This window comes from Hydrogenophaga sp. SL48 (assembly GCF_021729865.1).
Taxonomy (GTDB): domain Bacteria; phylum Pseudomonadota; class Gammaproteobacteria; order Burkholderiales; family Burkholderiaceae_C; genus Hydrogenophaga.
The window spans coordinates 1,415,867-1,433,774 of sequence record NZ_CP063400.1; the positions used below are offsets into that span (position 1 = coordinate 1,415,867).

General features: G+C 67.0%; 16 protein-coding genes. 5 read left to right on the top strand and 11 right to left on the bottom strand.

What is annotated here, in order from left to right:
- Window positions 1–18 precede the first annotated feature (18 nt).
- The 5 genes from IM738_RS06795 to IM738_RS06815 all read left to right on the top strand — a co-directional run bounded on the left by IM738_RS06795 (window position 19) and on the right by IM738_RS06815 (window position 6,581).
- The gene (locus IM738_RS06795) at window positions 19–1,680 is read left to right on the top strand and encodes a DUF2235 domain-containing protein (protein WP_236965122.1); all 1,662 of its coding nucleotides are present in this window, start codon (window positions 19–21) and stop codon (window positions 1,678–1,680) included.
- A 78-nt stretch (window positions 1,681–1,758) separates the two neighbouring features.
- Window positions 1,759–2,691, top strand: coding sequence for a hypothetical protein (locus IM738_RS06800; RefSeq protein WP_236965123.1), 933 nt, complete (start codon window positions 1,759–1,761; stop codon window positions 2,689–2,691).
- A complete protein-coding gene (locus IM738_RS06805) occupies window positions 2,688–4,616 on the top strand; it encodes a type IV secretory system conjugative DNA transfer family protein (protein WP_236965124.1) in 1,929 nt (642 codons plus the stop codon). The genes IM738_RS06800 and IM738_RS06805 overlap by 4 nt, the downstream gene beginning before the upstream one ends.
- Before the next feature lie 121 nt (window positions 4,617–4,737).
- Window positions 4,738–6,072, top strand: a complete 1,335-nt coding sequence (glmM, locus tag IM738_RS06810) for a phosphoglucosamine mutase (RefSeq protein ID WP_236965125.1) — start codon at window positions 4,738–4,740, stop codon at window positions 6,070–6,072.
- Window positions 6,072–6,581: a GNAT family N-acetyltransferase gene (locus tag IM738_RS06815; RefSeq protein WP_236965126.1), complete on the top strand. Its 510-nt coding sequence runs from the start codon at window positions 6,072–6,074 to the stop codon at window positions 6,579–6,581. Before glmM ends, IM738_RS06815 begins: the two co-directional genes overlap by 1 nt.
- A 79-nt stretch (window positions 6,582–6,660) precedes the next feature.
- On the opposite strand, the gene IM738_RS06820 is transcribed toward IM738_RS06815, so the two are convergent.
- The 11 genes from IM738_RS06820 to IM738_RS06870 form a co-directional block, all read right to left on the bottom strand.
- The gene (locus tag IM738_RS06820) at window positions 6,661–7,863 is read right to left on the bottom strand and encodes an exo-beta-N-acetylmuramidase NamZ family protein (RefSeq protein ID WP_236965127.1); all 1,203 of its coding nucleotides are present in this window, start codon (window positions 7,861–7,863) and stop codon (window positions 6,661–6,663) included.
- Window positions 7,860–8,450 carry a DOMON-like domain-containing protein gene (locus IM738_RS06825; protein WP_236965128.1) on the bottom strand — a complete coding sequence of 197 codons (591 nt, stop codon included), beginning with the start codon at window positions 8,448–8,450 and terminating at the stop codon, window positions 7,860–7,862. The genes IM738_RS06820 and IM738_RS06825 overlap by 4 nt, the downstream gene beginning before the upstream one ends.
- Window positions 8,450–8,893 (bottom strand): hypothetical protein, encoded by a 444-nt coding sequence (locus IM738_RS06830; protein ID WP_236965129.1) that lies wholly within the window; start codon window positions 8,891–8,893, stop codon window positions 8,450–8,452. The genes IM738_RS06825 and IM738_RS06830 overlap by 1 nt, the downstream gene beginning before the upstream one ends.
- 78 nt (window positions 8,894–8,971) lie before the next feature.
- Complete coding sequence (locus IM738_RS06835; protein WP_236965130.1) at window positions 8,972–10,261, bottom strand: hypothetical protein; 1,290 nt, start codon at window positions 10,259–10,261, stop codon at window positions 8,972–8,974.
- Window positions 10,258–10,611 (bottom strand): ArsR/SmtB family transcription factor, encoded by a 354-nt coding sequence (locus IM738_RS06840; protein ID WP_236965131.1) that lies wholly within the window; start codon window positions 10,609–10,611, stop codon window positions 10,258–10,260. The genes IM738_RS06835 and IM738_RS06840 overlap by 4 nt, the downstream gene beginning before the upstream one ends.
- 86 nt (window positions 10,612–10,697) lie before the next feature.
- Complete coding sequence (locus tag IM738_RS06845; RefSeq protein WP_236966263.1) at window positions 10,698–11,900, bottom strand: Gfo/Idh/MocA family protein; 1,203 nt, start codon at window positions 11,898–11,900, stop codon at window positions 10,698–10,700.
- A 100-nt stretch (window positions 11,901–12,000) separates the two neighbouring features.
- Window positions 12,001–13,014, bottom strand: a complete 1,014-nt coding sequence (locus IM738_RS06850) for a sugar phosphate isomerase/epimerase family protein (RefSeq protein ID WP_236965132.1) — start codon at window positions 13,012–13,014, stop codon at window positions 12,001–12,003.
- A 111-nt stretch (window positions 13,015–13,125) separates the two neighbouring features.
- Entirely contained in the window at window positions 13,126–14,088 is a 963-nt protein-coding gene (locus IM738_RS06855; RefSeq protein ID WP_236965133.1) for a substrate-binding domain-containing protein, read from the bottom strand.
- A 58-nt stretch (window positions 14,089–14,146) separates the two neighbouring features.
- Complete coding sequence (locus IM738_RS06860) at window positions 14,147–15,148, bottom strand: ABC transporter permease (RefSeq protein WP_236965134.1); 1,002 nt, start codon at window positions 15,146–15,148, stop codon at window positions 14,147–14,149.
- A complete protein-coding gene (locus IM738_RS06865; protein WP_236965135.1) occupies window positions 15,129–16,634 on the bottom strand; it encodes a sugar ABC transporter ATP-binding protein in 1,506 nt (501 codons plus the stop codon). The genes IM738_RS06860 and IM738_RS06865 overlap by 20 nt, the downstream gene beginning before the upstream one ends.
- Window positions 16,631–17,833 carry an ROK family protein gene (locus IM738_RS06870; RefSeq protein WP_236965136.1) on the bottom strand — a complete coding sequence of 401 codons (1,203 nt, stop codon included), beginning with the start codon at window positions 17,831–17,833 and terminating at the stop codon, window positions 16,631–16,633. The genes IM738_RS06865 and IM738_RS06870 overlap by 4 nt, the downstream gene beginning before the upstream one ends.
- Window positions 17,834–17,908 lie beyond the last annotated feature (75 nt).

The window sequence follows — 17,908 nt, forward strand, 5'->3', positions numbered from 1 at the left end:
GGAACAAGAGACCCGGACATGGGAACAACCATTGATCGCCATCTGTCGCGAGAAGAAGTCCAGCAGGTGCAAGTTCAGCGCGATGCCATGGGTCAGCTCCATGGCGCTCCAGCCGGGAGTTTGGTTTTTTTTGCGGCTTTTGATGGGACGAACAACGACAAAGACAATCTTGAGCTGTCGGGGAACCCTTATCCGACCAATGTGGCGAACATGTATCGGCAGGCCGAGGATGCAAAGCTGGTCAATCCCAGCCTTCAAACTGGCTACTACCGCGGCGTAGGCACTGGCGGCGAAATGGGCAGATTGCTGGAGGCTGGACCGTTCCCCACGGAACCCGTTCGAGTGGCCGCCAACTATGCTTATCTAGACTTCGCTGAAAAGGCGAGAGACTACCTCCGCGACAACCCCACCGCCACACACAAAGACATCAGCCTTTCCAGCGTCGGTTTCAGTCGAGGTACCGCCTCTCAGGTCTTGTTGGCTCAGATGCTCAACGACAAAGGCCTGGTGACCGAGGATGGCAAGGTGCTGGCACCGCCCGGTGGCATCGAGGTCAAGGGCATGGTGATGCTGGACCCGGTGCACAGCTACATCAAGGGCGACATGCGCTTGCCGCCCAATGTGAAGGGTGATGTGCTGGTGGTGCGTGCCGACGACGAGTTCCGCACGGAGTTCAAGGCAGCCGACTACAGTCACGACCCGCGCGTCAAGACCGTCAACCTGCATGGCAACCATTGCGGCATTGGTGGGGGATCCCACCAACGTGGTACGGCCGCAGCTGCGCTGGAGGGCTCGACGAAGTACCTTCAGAACAGCGGGGTGACGGTGGCGGACGTGCCTGCCGGTCAACGGTTTGACCCAAACGAGCCGATCCCTTTGCACTCCGAGGCGTACCAGACAGCGCGCAATGGCGACAAGCTGTACAGCGACCCTGTCGATGGTGACCCGGCACGTTCCCGGCCCCTGTTGCAATGGGCGGTGCAAGGCGAGCGTGGTTCGCGGGGAACGACACCGGTGCATGCCGATCCAGATCGCTTCGAGGCCTTCCCCGAGCACATGCGTGGCGTGCTGAAGGATGACCGCCTGACCGATGCGCAGAAGGACAACCACGTGCTGTTGCAGCACCGGTTCGACCAGCGGATGCTGAACACCGGCATGCCGGAGACCGAAAAGCAGGCGGTGCGGACGCGAATCGAGCGTCAGTTCCACGAGCTGGCTGCCGAGGGGCGCCTTCATCAGCCGGTTCAGCAGACCGAACAGGCCATGGACGGTGTGTTCGCCTCAGCAGCTCAGGCCACGAAGACGACTGCGCCGGTGCTCGGCGGATCGCTGGGCGCGTTTCAGGCGCAGGCCCGGCAAAGCCTGGGGGCGGGCTTGTCGAACCATGGGTTCACGGCGGAACAGATCGAGCAGGTGCAGGCCTATGCCGTGCGGACGGCGGCCGAGCACCGGATGGGGACAGAGGCCAGTTGGATGGGGCTGAGCGTGGATGGTGCGCGTGTGGCAATGAAAGATGTCGCAGGGGCGATGTGGGACTTCCCGGTTCGAGATGCATTCCGGGAATCTGCAGAAGAGCATTTGCACCGCGCCACGGGACATGAACGTCGCCGGGGTGATGCCACGGCGCTGGCCCAGGTTCAGCCGCAGGCGGTGCCCGCGCAGGAGATGGCGCGAGCCTGAGGCGGTTGGGCGCTGCCGTGACCACCACATGAAACACATGAAAAGGGATGACCGATGAAGAGCAAAAGACTGGGTGTGTTGTTGCTGACCGCCTCGCTGGCCGCGTGTGGGCAACTGCCCATCGATTTCTTTCAGCCGCAACGCGACGGCCTGGAGACCCTCTCTCAGCAGATCGGTCCCGATGCAGGCAGCTTGAATTTTGATTTTGAGTTCGACGACAAGGCCGATGCGACGGCGGGCGAGGTCGGTTCGGGCTACATCGTGGTGAGCCGAGGAGGCAAGGAGTTGCAGGCCCTGCCGCACGCCTTTGAGATGCCTCGAAGCCGGTTGGACCGGCAAGCCTGGCTGCACTTCAAGGATTTCAACGGCGACGGGCTGCTGGACTTCAAGGTCACGCGCCTGTTTGCCATGGACGGCAAACTGCCAGTGGACAGCCTGTACCAGTTCGATGCCAAGACAGGCACCTTTGCCCAGGTGGATGTCGTGTCCAATGCCGGCGAGATCGAGGCGACCGCACCAGGTTGTGTGTCGTTGAAGTTGGTCAATGCCGCCGGCCATGCCAAGCAGGAAGGCCACTGTTTTGTGCCCGCCGCTGCACGCTGGGTTCGGGCCAAGCCGGAGGTGGCGAAAAAAGGAGTCGCGGCGGTGCGTGTCGAAGCGGTCTGCGACCCGCAGACGCCGGAGTTGATCGGCTGTCGTCGCGCGCGCATCGAGCAAGACCGTGTCCTGCTGACGATGGTGCGTGAGTACCGCATGGGCAAGAAGCAGGCCCTGATCGGCCTGCAAGGCAAGGCCTATGCCGAGACCTACGCCAGAATGCAGGACTTGGACCACCAGAGCTGGCAGCGTTATCGGGACGCCCGCTGCGCCTCTCAGTCGCGCGAGCAGGCGGTGGCTGTCAAGGCATTGCCTGCCGCGATCGAGCTGTGTCGCCACGACTGGTCTCGCGATCAGTTGCGCCGCTACAAAGAGCAGGTGGCGCGTTTGGGTGAGGGGAAAGGCAAGCCATGAGGCAAGCCAAGCTGCTGTTGTTTCTGGCGTTGCTGGCGGCAGTCCTGTTCGCTGGTCTGTACCTGAGTGGTCTGGTGCTGTTCTGGCGGCTGGACATGCCCTGGTCGCGCATGCAGTGGCTGGACTACCTGCGCTATTGGTTGGCCTATTCGGATGTACCCGCCCACGCCGGGGTGATCAAGAGCAGCGGGTTGATCGGTTTTGCGGTGCCATTGCTCATGCTGGTCGCGCTGACCGCTCTGGTGTTGTTCCGAAAAAAGCCCAACCTGTATGGCGAGGCCCGCTTCGCGACCACGGGTGACCTGCGCGAGCGCAAGATGCTCAAGCCCGACGACACGGCGCTGGTGGTGGGCAAGAAGGACGGCCAGTTCGTGTACTTCAACGGCCAGCAGTTTGCCCTTCTGGCCGCGCCCACCCGCTCGGGCAAGGGCGTGGGCATCGTGGTTCCCAACCTGTTGAGCTACCAGGGCTCGGTGGTGGTACTCGACATCAAGCAGGAGAACTTTGACCTCACCAGCGGTTTTCGCGCCCGCTACGGGCAGCATGTCTACCTCTTCAATCCGTTTGCCGAAGACCGGCGCACCCACCGCTGGAACCCGCTGTCCTATGTGTCGCGGGACGAACATTTCCGCATCAGCGATGTGCAGAGCATCGCCGCCATGCTGTACCCGGCCTCGGAGCTGCACAAGGACCCGTTCTGGGCCAACCAGGCGCAGAACGCCTTTGTCGCCTTCGCGCTCTACGCCTTCGAGCAGGCGGCCTACCTCGCTGAACAGTTTGACGTCCCCTACGACGCGCCCACCATCGGTGGCCTGTACCGCCTGGCGTCGGGGCGACCGGGGCAGGAGATCAAGACCTACCTGACCGAGCTGGCGGCCTGGCCGCACCTGAGCCCGAGCGCGCGCACGGCGTTCGCCACGTTGCTGGGGCAGGCCAACGAGACCTTTGCCAGCATCATGGGCACCTTCAAGGAGCCGCTGAACCCCTGGCTCAACCCGGTGGTGGATGCAGCCACCAGCGGCAACGACTTCGATTTGCGGGACGTGCGCCGCAAGAAGATGAGCATCTACGTGGTGATCCAGCCCAACAAGCTGGCGGAGAGCCGCCTGATCCTCAACCTCTTCTTCAGCCAGCTGATCAACCAGAACACCCGCGAGCTGCCTCAGGCCAACCCCGAGCTCAAGCACCAGTGCCTGTTGCTCATGGACGAGTTCACCAGCATCGGGCGGGTCGACATCATCGCCAGCGCGGTCAGCTTCATGGCGGGCTACAACCTGCGCCTGATGCCCATCATCCAGAGCATGGCGCAGCTGGAGTCGACCTACGGCAAGGAAACCGCGCGCACCATCATGACCAACCACGCGCTGCGCATCATCTTCGCGCCGCGCGAGCAGCAGGACGCCAACGAATACAGCGAGATGCTGGGCTATACCGCCATGCGCAAGGACAGCGTGAGCCGCAGCCGTTCGCGCGAGAGCAGCTACACCCGCAGCGAGAGCGACGAGCGCCGTGCGCTCATGCTGCCTCAGGAACTCAAGGCCATGGGTGACGAGAAGCAGATCCTGCTGGTCGAAGGCATGGCGCACCCGGTGATGGGCGAGAAGATCCGCTACTTCAAAGAGTCGACGTTCAAGGAGCGCCTGCTGCCGAAGGTGGAGGTGCCGATGCTGGTCTTGCCGGGCAGCCTTCCCACGAGCACCACTGCCCCGGCGCAGGTGCCCATGGCCCGCGAAGCCGTGGTGCTGGATGCACCGCCCGTGGTTCACCGGAGCGTCGAGTCCTCGCTGGCTCAGCAATACGAGGCGCACCGTCAGCGCACCCCCGAAGCGCCTCAGGAGTACACCGGTCTGGCGGGCATCGGCCAGGAGGTGGATGAGGTGATGCGTGGCCTGGCCAGCCTGTCGTTTGAAACAGTTGCTCGCTGAAGGCTTCGCTGGCTTTGGGGGTGTCAGGCGGTCGCCGGCGCGGCCCTAAAATGGTGCCCGAGGCTGCGTCCGGTCGGACCAGCCTTCACCACGGGCCGGGCCCGTCCATCTTTTTCCCTCTATGACACGCAAGTACTTTGGCACCGACGGCATCCGCGGTACCGTCGGGCAGGCCCCCATCACCCCCGACTTCGTGCTGCGCCTGGCGCACGCCGTGGGGCGGGTGCTCAAGCAGAGTGAAGCCCGTCCCACGGTGCTGATCGGCAAAGACACCCGCATTTCCGGCTACATGCTGGAGAGTGCGCTGGAGTCTGGTTTCAATTCCGCCGGGGTGGACGTGGTGCTGCTCGGCCCAGTGCCGACGCCGGCCGTGGCCTACCTCACCCGCGCGCAGCGCGCGAGCCTGGGTGTGGTGATCAGCGCCAGCCACAATCCGTTTGCCGACAACGGCATCAAGTTCTTCAGCGCCATGGGCAACAAGTTGCCTGACGAGTGGGAGTTGGCGGTGGAAGCCGCGCTGGACGAGGAGCCTGTGTGGGTCGATTCGGCCAACCTGGGCAAAGCCCGCCGCATGGACGACGCCGCGGGTCGCTACATCGAGTTCTGCAAGAGCACCTGTTCCCATCTGTTCTCGCTCAAGGGCCTGAAGATCGTGGTGGACGGGGCCCACGGCGCGGCGTACCACATCGCTCCCGATGTGTTCCATGAACTGGGTGCCGAGGTCATCAAGATCGGTTGCACGCCCGATGGCCTGAACATCAACAAGGGCGTGGGTGCCACGCACCCCGAGGCGCTGGTCGAGGCGGTGAAGGCGCACGGCGCTCACTACGGTGTTGCTCTGGATGGCGACGCCGATCGCCTGCAGATGGTGGATGCCACCGGCCGCCTGTTCAATGGCGACGAACTGCTCTACCTGATCGCGGCCGACCGCATCGCACGAGACATCGAAGTGCCCGGCGTCGTGGGCACGCTCATGACCAACATGGCGGTCGAGGTGGCGTTCAGGAAGAAGGGGGTGAAGTTCGTGCGCGCCAAGGTGGGCGACCGCTACGTGCTCGAAGCGCTGGAGCGCCATGGCTGGACGCTGGGTGGCGAAGGCTCGGGCCACCTGCTGGTGCTGGACCGTCACACCACCGGGGACGGGCTCGTTTCCGCGCTGCAGGTATTGCACGCCTGCGTGGACAGCGGCAAGACCATGGCCCAGTTGCTGGCCGACGTGACGCTGTTTCCGCAGACGCTGATCAACGTGCGCCTTCAACCGGGGCAGGACTGGACCACCAACACGCTGCTGGCCGATGAGACGAAGGCGGTGAACGCCGAGCTGGGCGAGACCGGCCGCGTGCTGGTCCGCGCCAGCGGCACCGAGCCCTTGCTGCGTGTGATGGTGGAAGCGCGCGACGCGCAACAGGCGCAGGCCTGCGCCGAGCGTTTGGTCAACGCGGTGAGGGCCGGCTGATGGCGGCCGCATTGTCGGTCCGCCGCGCGGACTACCTGAATGCACGCGATGCCGCCGCCGTGGTCGCCTTGCTCGACGCCTACGCCAGCGATCCCGCCGGTGGCGGCGAACCGCTGTCTGATTTCGTCAAAGTGAACCTGGTGCGTGAACTGGCGGCCCGTCCGCAGGCCTACAGCGTGCTGGCGTTTGATGGTGAAACGCCGGTGGGACTGGTCAACTGCATCGAGGGGTTTTCGTCCTTCAAATGCAAGCCACTGGTCAACGTGCACGATGTGGCCGTGCTCGCCAGCCACCGCGGCCGCGGCATCGCGGAGCAGATGCTGGCCGAAGCCGAGCGCATCGCCGTGGAGCGCGGTGCGGTAAAGATGACGCTGGAGGTGCTCTCGGGCAACGCGCCGGCGCGCAAGCTGTACCAGCGCATCGGCTACGCCGGCTACCAGCTGGACCCTTCGATGGGCACGGCGGAGTTCATGCAGAAATTGTTACCCCCCGCGCCGGGCTCTGATTGAGCCCGTCACCCCCCAGGGGGCGATGCGAGTGGCCCGGCGGAGCCGGTTCCACCGCATCCTGCGATGTCGATGCTCCTGCTCAGTAGAGCAGGAACTGCTTTCTTGCTTCTTCCCAGGCGGCTTCGTCCGGTGCCGTGATCGCGTCGAGCTCTTCGGGCGTTGACTTCGGGTCGTCCACCCACTCGCGCAGTGCCGGCCCGCCATTGATCAGGTCGATGGCCAGGCGATGATGTTCGTATTCGTAGGCGAAGTCGCGCCACAGCGGGTAGTCGGGCGCTTGCATCCTCACCGCCTTGAACGCCAGGGCCTGCAGGCGCCAGGGGCGGAAAGCGGCGTGGTCGTAGTGCGTCGGGTCTTCGATGTGGATCTGCACACCGGCGCAGAGTTTGCCCATGTGTTTGTGGAAGGTCGGCTCGAAGAAACACTCACGCAGCACACAGCCTTGGAGCCACTGCGGCGCGGTGCGGCGCATGTCGGCGATGAGTTGGCGGGCGTCGATGTCGGGCGCGCCGAACAGTTCCAGCGGGCGCGTGGTGCCGCGGCCTTCGCTGAGCGTGGTGCCTTCGAGCATCACGGTGCCTGCGTAAGCGCGGGCCATCCAGAGGTTGGCCGCGTTGGGGCTGGGGTTGACCCAGGTGCGCTCGGTGGGCCAGCCGAAGCCGGGGGCGGCGTCGGGCGCCCAGCCTTCCATGGTGATGACGCGGTATTCCACCTGCAGACCGAGCGTGGCGATGAACCAGTGGCCGAGTTCGCCCATGGTCATGCCGTGGCGCATGGGCATGGCGCCGGCGCCGACGAAGCTCTCCCAGCCCTCGCGCAAGGTCAGGCCTTCGACCGGGCGACCTGCGGGGTTGGGGCGGTCGAGCACCCAGACGGCCTTGCCGTGCTGCGCCGCCGCTTCGAGCACGTAGCGCAGCGTGGTGATGAAGGTGTAGATGCGGCAGCCGAGGTCCTGCAGATCGACCAGCAGCACGTCGAAGCTGGCCATCATGGCGTCGGTCGGGCGGCGCACCTCGCCGTAGAGGCTGAACACCGGCAGTCCCAAGCGCGGGTCGAGGTAGTCGGGCGACTCGACCATGTTGTCCTGCTTGTCACCGCGCAGCCCGTGTTGCGGGCCGAAGGCCGCGGTGAGTTTCAGGTCGGGCAGGGCCGCGAGGGCGTCCAGCGAGTGCGTGAGGTCCCGCGTGACCGAGGCCGGGTGGGCGAGCAGGGCGATCCGCCGGCCGGCCAGGGGCGCGCGCAGGGTGGGGTCTTCGATGAGGCGTTCGATGCCGAATTTCATGCGGGGCTTTGGAGGGCGAAAGGGGGCGGGAGCAGGCGGTGGGTCCAGCCGCTGGCGTGGTGGAAGTCGGGCCGATCGGCGCGCGGGTGGTGCAGCGCCCAGTAACTGAGCTGGCCTTCGCGGGCTTCGATCACGGCGTTCAGGCCGATCTTCAGCCAGGCGTCGTGCGCCGGCTCAGGCAGCAGCGCTGGCGGCAGCCAGACCTGCAGGTCCAGCGTGTCCGCCGAGCGCTCGCAGGTGATGGCAGGCGGGGGACTGTTGCGTTCGGCGGCGGGGTCGCGCGCCCGTTCGTCGCTGAAGCGGTACGCGGCCCACTGACCCGACGGCGAGAAATTGAACTCGCGGTAGGCCGTGCTGCCGGCCGTGCCCACGAAGGCTTCAAAGCAGGTGTGTTGCCAGAGCCCGTCCGCGGGGCCGGGTGGCAGGGGCGCGGGGATGGCCAGTGCGTTCAGGTCACCGGTGAGCGTGTAGCGAAGCCGCCAGCCGGCGCCATCGGGCACCAGCACCACCGCGAGTTGCAGGCCCTCGGCGCTGGGTGCCGCCGGATGGGCCAGCAGCGTCAACGCCGCTGCGTGCGGACCTGGCATCAGGGCTGGTAACACGTGCCGGCGGGGTCGACGTCCATGCGGATGAGCTGGTTGCTGCCACCGCCCCAGACGTTGCCGCCGGTGAAGCTCAGGCAGCCTTCGCCCTTGTAGAGCGTGACGACGCGGCGCGCGTCGCTGCCGAGGTAGAAGGGAATCCAGCGCTTGCCGGTTTCGTGGTTGAAGAGCTCGTCGTAGTTGCCGATCAGCTTCAGCACCTGTTGCAGTTCCATGCCGATCCTCAGCTTGGCGAACCGGCTGTCCGGTGCGGGCGTTCCGGAGACTTCGCCCTCAAACTTGCCGTCGGGCGACTTGACGGTGCGCACCTCCTGGCCGCTGGCCGAGCGCCCGGCGCTGGGCGCGGCAGGGTCGAGCGAGACGCTGGAACACCCCAGGATGGCGATGGACATGGCGCCCAGCGCCAGGGTGGTTCGCAGTGAGGACATGGTGACTCCTTGGGACGTGATCGGCGGTGGCGGTCATTGTAGTGAGCGCCACGCGGCGCTGACCCACGACGGGCGGGGTCATGCCGGCGATGCACCCGCTGGCATGACCACCACGGGCGAGAAGCCACCGCCTTCGGTGCGGAAGTTGGTGGTCTGGCCCGACCAGGAGCGCGCGGCCAGCAGCTGCACCTGGCCACGGTAGGTGTAGGCGCGCAGGTCCAGTTTGAGCAGCGTGGTCTGGCCGTCCACAGACACCAGCCTCTCGCTGGGCGGCACGGTGGTCTGGGCGACGTAGTCCCCCGCCAGGATCTCGCCCCACACACGCTTGGTGAGCTTGTCGCCACGGTAGGCGGCGCGGGCGCCGAAACCGGCGGCGGGCTTGAAGAACAGGGTACGCCGCTGGGCCCAGAGCGCGTCGGCGTTGTCCGCCGTGACGCGCTGCGTGGCGGGCACCACCTGGCGCAGCACGGCACGGTCGGCTTCACTCACGCCACAGGTGTCGAGCAGCGCGGCGTCGGACAGCGCGATCAGGTTGCGTTTGTCGGCGTACAGCGCGTGGGTGCGGGGATGCGGCGTGACCACGGCGGCTCCCGCGCGGTAGGCCTGTTGCAGCGGATTGTGGCCGCTGTCCTGCAGGTAGAAATCGGTCAGGCGGTTGTAGACGAGGTCCACCGGCATGCCGTCCGGCAGGGCCGAGTGCCAGAGCGCGTCGTTGCGCCATTGCAGCTCGCGGGCATCGGCCACGACGGCGATCAGGCCGTGCGCGGCGAACAGGGCGCGCGCCATCTCGAACTCGGGTGCGAGGTACTGCTCGCCGGGAGCGTCGTCCACGATCAGCACGTTGCGCAGCGGCGTGTCGCCGCGCTGCGACCGCCATTCGGCGCGGAACATGGCGACGAACACTTCGTCCAGCCGCAGCAGGGTGTCCGCCGGGTCGAACAGGGGCTCGAACCCGGCGCAGCAGGCGCGGTGCGCCCGGGCCAGCGCGGCGTTGAGCAGGGCGCCGCCGGCGTTGCTGTTGATCTCGATCAGCTTGGGGCCGTCGGCGGCGAGGTGGAAGTCGTAACCCATGAAGACACCGGCCGGGCCCCAGTCCAGCGCAGCGATCGGGTTCGCGCGGGCGAGGGCCTGTTCGCGCCAGGCGGGCAGGGCGATCACGCGCTCCAGCGTTTGCACGGCCTGCACGATCTGCCGCTGCACCCCGGCGTCGAGGAACACCGCGCTGGCGGAGAACAGGTGCGGGTGGCTCTCGGCCAGCCGCGCGGTGAGGCCGCCCAGCGCCGGGCTGGTTTCCAGCTGTTCGCGCAGGCGCGAGGCTTGGAGGGTCTGGCAGGCACAGCCCAGGTTCAGCGCGTCGGCGAGGTTCATGGGGCCTCCTGGGGTTCGCAGCACACCGCGGCACCCGCCCGCTCGGATGTCCGGCCACCGCAGCAGTGTTCGGTGAGGTAGCCCAGCAACGCGTTCATGCGGTGAAAGTGGGCGCGGTAGATCAGGTGGCGGCCCTGCGGCTCGGCGCTCACCAGGTCGGCGTGCACCAGTTCCTTGAGGTGGAACGAGAGCGAACTCGGTGCCACGTCCAGTCGCTCGGCGATGGCGCCGGGCGTCAGGCCCACCGGCCCGGCGACCACCAGCTCGCGGAAGGCGCGCAGGCGCACGGCCTGCGACAGGGCCGTGAGGGCCCGTAGGGCCTGGCTTTCCTGGGGGGTGATTGTTTCCATATTTCGATGATAGTTGAAATATAGGGCCGTCATCCGTCCCCAATCATGGTGGCGGCACCCTGCGGCTGGCCGCGCGCTGGCTTGTATCAGGCGGCCGGCTCGGCGGCGGGGCTTCGGCTCAGGGCGGGCTCGGTGGCGCGGGGCACGCTGTCCGCACCGTCCTGCATGGTGGTCCATTTGGATTCGCTCGCGGCGGAGGCCAGCACCCGCTCGATGAAGCGCACCCCGCGCGCACCCGCTTCAATGCGCGGGTAGTCCGCGGCCAGCGGATCGGCGGCCACGCCCTGCAGGCGGGCGCGGATGTCGGCGGCCACGCCCAGGTAGACGTTGGCAAAGGCCTCGATGAAACCCTCGGGGTGGCCGGCGGGCAGGCGCGAGGCACGCATGGCCGCTTCGCACAGCCCGGCCGAAGCGCGGGTGAGCGTGCGCGGCGGGCCGTCCAGCGGCAGGTGCAGCAGCTGGTTGGGGTTCTCCTGGCACCAGAGCAGGCTGCCGGTGGTGCCGCTCACGCGCAGGCGCAGGTCGTTCTCGCTGCCGGTGCAGATCTGCGAGGCGATCAGCACGCCGCGCGCGCCGCCCTGCAGGCGCAGCAGCATATTGCCGTCGTCGTCCAGTGTGCGGCCCGCGCCCATGGCGCTGAGGTCGGCGCAAATCGCTTCGATCTCCAGCCCGGTCACGGTGGTGAGCAGGTTTTCGGCGTGCGAACCGATGTCGCCCATGGCGCCGGCGGCGCCGCTCAGCGCCGGGTCCACGCGCCAGGCGGCCTGCTTGCTGCCACTGTCTTCCACGGCGGTGGCCAGCCAGCCCTGGTGGTACTCGACCACCACCTTGCGCACCGTGCCGATGGCGCCGCTGTGCACCATGTGGCGCATCTGGCGCACCAGCGGGTAGCCGGTGTAGTTGTAGGTCACGCCAAACACCGTGCCCTGCCGGTTCACGGCGGCCACCAGGTCCCGCGCCTGCGCGCTGGTGTGCACCAGCGGCTTGTCGCAGACCACGTGAAACCCCGCCTCCACGAAGGCCTGGGCCACGGGGAAGTGCAGGTGGTTGGGCGTGACGATGGAGACGAAGTCGATGCGTTCTTCGGGTGGTCGGCGCAGCTCGTCGGCCAGCAGGTCTTGCCAGCGGCCGTGGTTGCGGTCATCGGCCAGAAACAGGTCGCGGCCCGAGGCACGTGCCTTGTCGGGGCTGCTGGAGAGCGCGCCGGCCACCAGCTCGATCTGGCCGTCCAGCGCGGCGGCCTGGCGGTGCACGCCGCCGATGAAGGCGTCGCGGCCGCCGCCCACCATGGCGTAGCGCAGTCGGCGTGGAATGTGGACAAGGGTCACTGGCGTACCTCCGCTCTTCGAGCTGCGGTGCGAGCTGGCTTGGGGCGGCCCGGCGCGGCGCTCATGGGGCTTGTTGGTCTTTGGCGAACACGGCGTCGAACGCGCCGGCGGCCGGTTTGAAATCCAGGCGCTTGCAGAAGGCCGCGCTCTCGGTGGCGCCGTGCACGCGGTCCATGCGGCTGTCTTCCCACTCCACGCTCAGGGGGCCTTGGTAGCCCACGTCGTTGAGCGCGACGATGATGGATTCGAAATCGATCATGCCCCGGCCCACGCTGCGGAAGTCCCAGGTGCGGCGCGCATCGCCAAAGCTGGTGTGGCCGCCAAAGGTGCCCACGCTGCCGTCGCCCTTGCCCCACCAGGCGTCTTTCATGTGGGCGTTGAAGATGCGCGGGCCAAAGCTGCGGATGAAGCGGATGTAGTCCACGCCCTGGTAGGCCAGGTGGCTGGGGTCGAAGTTGAAGCCGAAGCGGCGGTGCTGGTTGATTGCGGCCAACGCGCGTTCGCTGGTGGCGATGTCAAACGCGATCTCGGTGGGGTGGACTTCGAGCGCGAAGTTCACGTCGACCTGGTCGAACACATCGAGGATGGGCGTGAAGCGCGCGCCGAAGTCGGCAAAGCCTTTGTCCCAGTAGGCCTGGCTGGTGGGCGGGAAGGCGTAGATCGAGTGCCAGATGGACGAGCCGGTGAAGCCGGTCACGGTCTTCACGCCGAACTTTTTGGCGGCGCGGGCGGTGTCCTGCAGCTCGGCGGCGGCGCGCTGGCGCACGCCCTCCGGCTCGCCGTCGCCCCACACATGGGCCGGCAGGATGGACTGGTGGCGCTCATCGATCAGGTCGCACACGGCCTGGCCCACCAGGTGGTTGCCGATGGCCAGGCACTGCAGGCCGTGGCTGGCGAGCAGGGCGTGTTTGTCCTTCACGTAGGTGGCGGAGGCCAGCGCCTCCTGCACATTGAAATGGTCGCCCCAGCAGGCGAGCTCCAGGCCGTCGTAGCCCATGGTTTTGGCCAGCGGGGCCAGTTCGGCCAGGGGCAGGTCGGCCCACTGGCCGGTGAACAAGGTGACGGGTCTTGCCATGGAGAGGCTCCAAAAGGAATCAAGTACCCCGTTCGGGCTGAGCCTGTCGAAGCCCTGCGCAAGGGCAGCGTTTCGACAGGCTCAACGCGAACGGCGTGGTTCAACGCGAACTCAGAACGGCGAGTTGGGGAAGTAGAAGTTCCGCGCGGTGTCCTTGGTGATCAGCACCGACGGGATGATGGTGTTGGCGGGCAGCTTGGCGCCTTTCAGGCGGGCTTCGGCCGTCATCTTCACTGCGTCGTAGATGAACTTGGGCGAGTAGGACACGTTGGCCTGGATGCGCGGGTCGCTGCCGTCCATCAGGGTCTTGATGGAGCCCTTGGCGCCCGCGCCGCCGAACACCAGCTTGATGTCGGTGCGCTTGGCCTGGTCGATGGCCTTGAGCACGCCCACCGACATGTCGTCGTCGGCGGCCCAGACGGCGTCGATCTGCGGGAAGCGGGTCAGGTAGTCCTGCATGACCTTGAACGCATCGTCGCGGTTCCAGTTGCCGTACTTGGCGTCCAGCACCTTGATGCCGGGGAAGGCTTTGAGGCCGGCGTTGAAGGCGTCGTTGCGTTCGTTGTCCACGTTGGAGGCGATGCCGCGCAGCACCACCACATTGCCCTTGCCGCCCAGCGCCTTGCCGATGTAGGCCGCCGGCACTTCGCCGAAGGTGGTGTTGTTGGGGGCCACGTAGGCGTCTTGCGCGCTGGTGTCGGTCAGGCCGCGGTCCACCACGGTCACGTACACGCCCTTGCCCTTGAGCTGGGCCACGGGCTTGGTCAGGGCGGCCGATTCGAAGGGCAGCACCACCAGGGCGTTGATCTTGTTCACGGTCAGCAGGTCCTGCAGCTGGTTGGCCTGTTCGGGCGAACCGCTGGCGGTCTTCACGATCACTTCCAGGCCGGGGTTGGCCTTCTCCAGCTCGGCCTTGGCCTGGTTGGCCCAGAACACCACGCCCGCCATGAAGCTGTGTGTGGCGGCCGGGATGGACACACCGAGCACGACCTTGTTCTGTGCGAAGCTGGGGGCGCTGCCGAGGGCGGCCATGGCCACGGCGGTCAGTGCGAGTCTGCGGGTGATTTTTTTCATTTCAGTTGTCTCCTGGGTGCAGGTTGGAAAAAACAGCGTTGTGCTGTGGTGGAAAAATTTATCTTTTTGACCGCTGCATGAAAGCGACGGCGATGATCACGAAGCCCTGCACCGCCGCGTTGAGGTACACGCTGATGATGCTGGTCAGGTTCAGGATGTTGCTGATCACGGAGAGCAGCACGGCGCCCACCACCGTGCCGGTGATGGTGCCCGCGCCGCCCTTGAGCGCGGTGCCGCCCACGATGACAGCGGCGATGGCTTCGAGCTCCCACAGCAGGCCGGTGGTGGGCGAGGCCGAGCCCAGGCGCGGCACATAGAGCAGGGTGGCAATGCCCACGCACACGCCCAGCAGCACATAGGTCAGCACCTTCACGCGGTCCACGTCCACGGCGGCGTAACGCGCCACCTGTTCGTTGGAGCCGATGGCCTGCACATAGCGGCCGAAGGTGGTGCGGTTCAGGATCACGCTGCCCAGCAGCGCCACCGCCAGGAACACCCACACCGGAATCGGAATGCCCGCCACGCTGCCGTAGTACACCGGGCTGTAGACGTCGGTCAGCTCGTTGTCCAGCGTGATGGCGCCGCCGTTGGAGAAGTAGGTCAGGTAGGCGCGGAAGATGCCCAACGTGCCCAGCGTCACGATGAAGGGCTCGATGCGCCCCTTGGTGATCAAGAGGCCGTGCGCCAGGCCGAACGCGGCGCCCAGCACCAGCGCCAGCGCCATGCCCATCACCACCGTGCCCACGGGCGTGCCCAACACGGGTGCGAGCTGGTTCATCGCCAGGATCACGCTGCCCGCGATCAGCGCGGCCATGGAGCCCACCGACAGGTCGATGCCACCCGACACGATGACGAAACACATGCCCACGGCGATGATGCCGATGAAGGCCGTGCGCGTGAGCACGTTGGTGATGTTGTCCAGCGTGGCGAAGTTGCTGTTGAGCAGCGTGCCCACCACGCACAGCACGACCAGGCCGATCACCGGGCCCATGCCCTGCAGCTGGCCCAGCCACCGGCTGGCGTGGCCCAGGGTGGTGTTCTCAGTGGGTTCCTGTGGCATGGGCGATGAGCTCCTCTTCGGTGAGTTGGGGGGATTCCAGAATGGTCTGCAGCCGGCCCGCGCGCATCACCGCCACGCGGTGGCACAGGCCGATCAGCTCCATGAGTTCGCTGGAAACGATGACCACGGCCAGGCCCTGGCTGGCCAGCTTCTGGATCAGCAAATAGATGTCGCGCTTGGCGCCCACGTCCACGCCGCGCGTGGGTTCGTCCAGCACCACGACCTTGGGGCCGGGGTGCAGCACCTTGGCCAGCGCCACCTTCTGCTGGTTGCCGCCCGACAGGCTGGAGGCCTTGATGTGCAGGCTGCCGGTGCGGATGCCGAATTCGTCCACCGCGCGGGCCAGCGCCTGGTGTTCCTGAGCGGGTTGCAGCAAGGGTGTGGCGTAGCGCTCCAGCGCCATGAGCGTGAGGTTCTCGCGCAGGCCGAAGTTGACGTGCAGGCCCTTGCCCTTGCGGTCTTCGCTCAGGTAGGTCAGGCCCAGGCGCACGGCGTCTCGCGGACTGCGGATGGTCTGCACGCGGCCCTGCAGCTCCAACGTGCCCGCGCTGCAGCGGCGCAGGCCCATGATGCCCTCGAAGAGTTCGGTGCGGCCCGCGCCGACCAGGCCGGCAAAGCCCAGGATCTCGCCGGGGCGGACTTCAAAGCTCACGTCCTGCGCCCAGCCCGGCACGCTCAGGCCCTGCACGCGCAGCGCCGGTGTGGCGGCGGCGGGCGGTGTCGCCTTGGGCGGGTACAGGTCGGCCAGTTCGCGGCCCACCATGAGGTTGGCCATCTGCTGGCGGCTCAGGCTGGCCGTGGGTTGCTGCGCCACGCAGCGGCCGTCGCGCATCACCACCACCTGGTCGGTCATGCGCTCCACCTCGTCCAGCTTGTGCGAGATGTAGACCAGGGTCACGCCCTCGCTTTTGAGCTGGCGCATCAGGCCAAACAGGCGCTCGGTCTCGGTGGGCGTGAGCGTGGCCGTGGGCTCGTCCATGATCAGCAGGCGTGCCTTGCGCAAGAGCGCGCGCGCGATCTCCACCAGCTGCTTCTCGGCCACGATCAGGTCTTTCACCCGGGTGTTCACATCGGCCGTCAGGCCGACCTGGGCGATGGCCGCCTGCGCTTCGGTGCGCATGGTGTCTTCGTCCAGCAGCAGGCCGCCCCAGCCGCGTTTTTTCTCGTGGCCCAGGAACAGGTTCTGCGCGATCGTCAGGTCCTCGGCCAGGCTGAACTCCTGGTGGATCAGCACGATGCCCCGGGCCTCGGCGTCGCGGGAACTGGTCAACGCCAGGGGCTGGCCATTGAGCAGCACGGCGCCGCCGCTGGCCTGTTCAAAACCCGCCAGGATTTTCATGAGCGTGGATTTGCCTGCGCCGTTCTCGCCCAGCAGGCCCAGCACCTGGCCCGGGGGCACGGCGAAGTCCACCCCGTGCAGCACCTGCACCGGGCCGAAGGACTTGGTGGTGCCGCGAAATTCAATCTGCAGGGAGGGTGGGCTCATGCGCTGGCCTTCCGGTGTTTCAAGGTCTCCTGCATGGCCAGCGCGCCGGCGCCCACCACGCCGGCCCGCTCGGCCAGTGGGGTGTACTGGATCTCCAGGTGCCGCGTGGACAGGGCCAGCGAGCGGTGGTACACGCTCTGCCGCACCGAGGCCAGGAACAGCGGCCCGATGCGCGTGAGACCGCCGCCGATGAACACGTGCGAGGGGTTGAAGAAGTTCACCACCGAGGCCAGCATCTGTCCGATCAGGCTGCCCGCGTCCTGGATGATGCGGTTGGCTGCGGCGTCGCCGTTGCGGCTGGCCTGGCCCACGTCTTCGGGGGTGATGGCGCCGTTGGCGGCGAGGCTCGCGGCCAGCAGCGGGCTTTCGCCCGCTTCGGCCGCGAGCGTGGCCTGGCGCACGATGGCGGGTGCGGCGGCCATGGCCTCCACGCATCCCGCGTTGCCGCAGTGGCAGCGCGGTCCGCTCGTGTCCACGCAGATGTGGCCCACGTCCCCGGCCGAGCCGTTGGCGCCGCGGTAGACCTCGCCGTGACAGACGATGCCGCAACCGATGCCGGTGCCGACCTTGATCACCAGGAAGTTCTGCAGGCCGCCCTGCAGGCGCCACAGCTCGCCCAGCGCCATCAGGTTCACGTCGTTGTCCACGAACACCGGTGCGCTGTATTCCTCGCTCAGGTAGTCGCGGATCGAGAAGCTGTCCCACTCGGGCATCAGCGGCGGGTTGACCAGCTGGGCGCTTTCAAAGTCCACCGGGCCGGGCACGCCCATGCCGATGGCGATCACCTGCCCGGCGGTCATGCCGCACTGGGCGAGCAACTGGCGCATCAGCACGCGCAACCGGGCCAGCACCACGCCGGGGCCCGTGCGCACGTCGGCCGCTTCGGTGTGGCGGGCCAGCACGCTCAGGTCGGGGCGCATCACGGCCACGTCCAGGCTGGTCGCGCCGAGGTCCACGCCCACCAGCACGCCCAGGCCGGCGCTGAGCGTGAGGGTCTCGGGCCGGCGCCCGCCGGTGGAGCCACGCAGGCCACTTTCTTCGAGCAGGCCGGCGTCCAGCAGGCCGGTGATCAGGTTGTTGGTCTTGCTTTTCGAGAACGCGAGGCGGTCGGCCAGCGACAGGCGCGAACTGCCTTCAGACCAGAAGATGGCCTGAAGCAAGGTGGTCTCGTTCAGAGACAAGTTGTCCCAGGGTGCCAATGTCTGTCTCCTGTATTTTTTGTGCGCCACCCCTGGCCCGAGGGGGTTGGTGGCGCATCGTAGGCGGCCATCTTC

Bases quoted from the DNA above. Each gene is read 5' to 3' on its own strand.
- IM738_RS06820 (WP_236965127.1), bottom strand. From the start codon at position 7,863: ATGAAATTCGGCATCGAACGCCTCATCGAAGACCCCACCCTGCGCGCG.
- IM738_RS06860 (WP_236965134.1), bottom strand. From the start codon at position 15,148: ATGCCACAGGAACCCACTGAGAACACCACCCTGGGCCACGCCAGCCGG.
- IM738_RS06845 (WP_236966263.1), bottom strand. From the start codon at position 11,900: ATGGTGGGCGGCGGCCGCGACGCCTTCATCGGCGGCGTGCACCGCCAG.
- glmM (WP_236965125.1), top strand. From the start codon at position 4,738: ATGACACGCAAGTACTTTGGCACCGACGGCATCCGCGGTACCGTCGGG.
- IM738_RS06795 (WP_236965122.1), top strand. From the start codon at position 19: ATGGGAACAACCATTGATCGCCATCTGTCGCGAGAAGAAGTCCAGCAG.
- IM738_RS06855 (WP_236965133.1), bottom strand. From the start codon at position 14,088: ATGAAAAAAATCACCCGCAGACTCGCACTGACCGCCGTGGCCATGGCC.
- IM738_RS06835 (WP_236965130.1), bottom strand. From the start codon at position 10,261: ATGAACCTCGCCGACGCGCTGAACCTGGGCTGTGCCTGCCAGACCCTC.
- IM738_RS06850 (WP_236965132.1), bottom strand. From the start codon at position 13,014: ATGGCAAGACCCGTCACCTTGTTCACCGGCCAGTGGGCCGACCTGCCC.
- IM738_RS06865 (WP_236965135.1), bottom strand. From the start codon at position 16,634: ATGAGCCCACCCTCCCTGCAGATTGAATTTCGCGGCACCACCAAGTCC.
- IM738_RS06805 (WP_236965124.1), top strand. From the start codon at position 2,688: ATGAGGCAAGCCAAGCTGCTGTTGTTTCTGGCGTTGCTGGCGGCAGTC.
- IM738_RS06825 (WP_236965128.1), bottom strand. From the start codon at position 8,450: ATGCCAGGTCCGCACGCAGCGGCGTTGACGCTGCTGGCCCATCCGGCG.
- IM738_RS06830 (WP_236965129.1), bottom strand. From the start codon at position 8,893: ATGTCCTCACTGCGAACCACCCTGGCGCTGGGCGCCATGTCCATCGCC.
- IM738_RS06815 (WP_236965126.1), top strand. From the start codon at position 6,072: ATGGCGGCCGCATTGTCGGTCCGCCGCGCGGACTACCTGAATGCACGC.
- IM738_RS06840 (WP_236965131.1), bottom strand. From the start codon at position 10,611: ATGGAAACAATCACCCCCCAGGAAAGCCAGGCCCTACGGGCCCTCACG.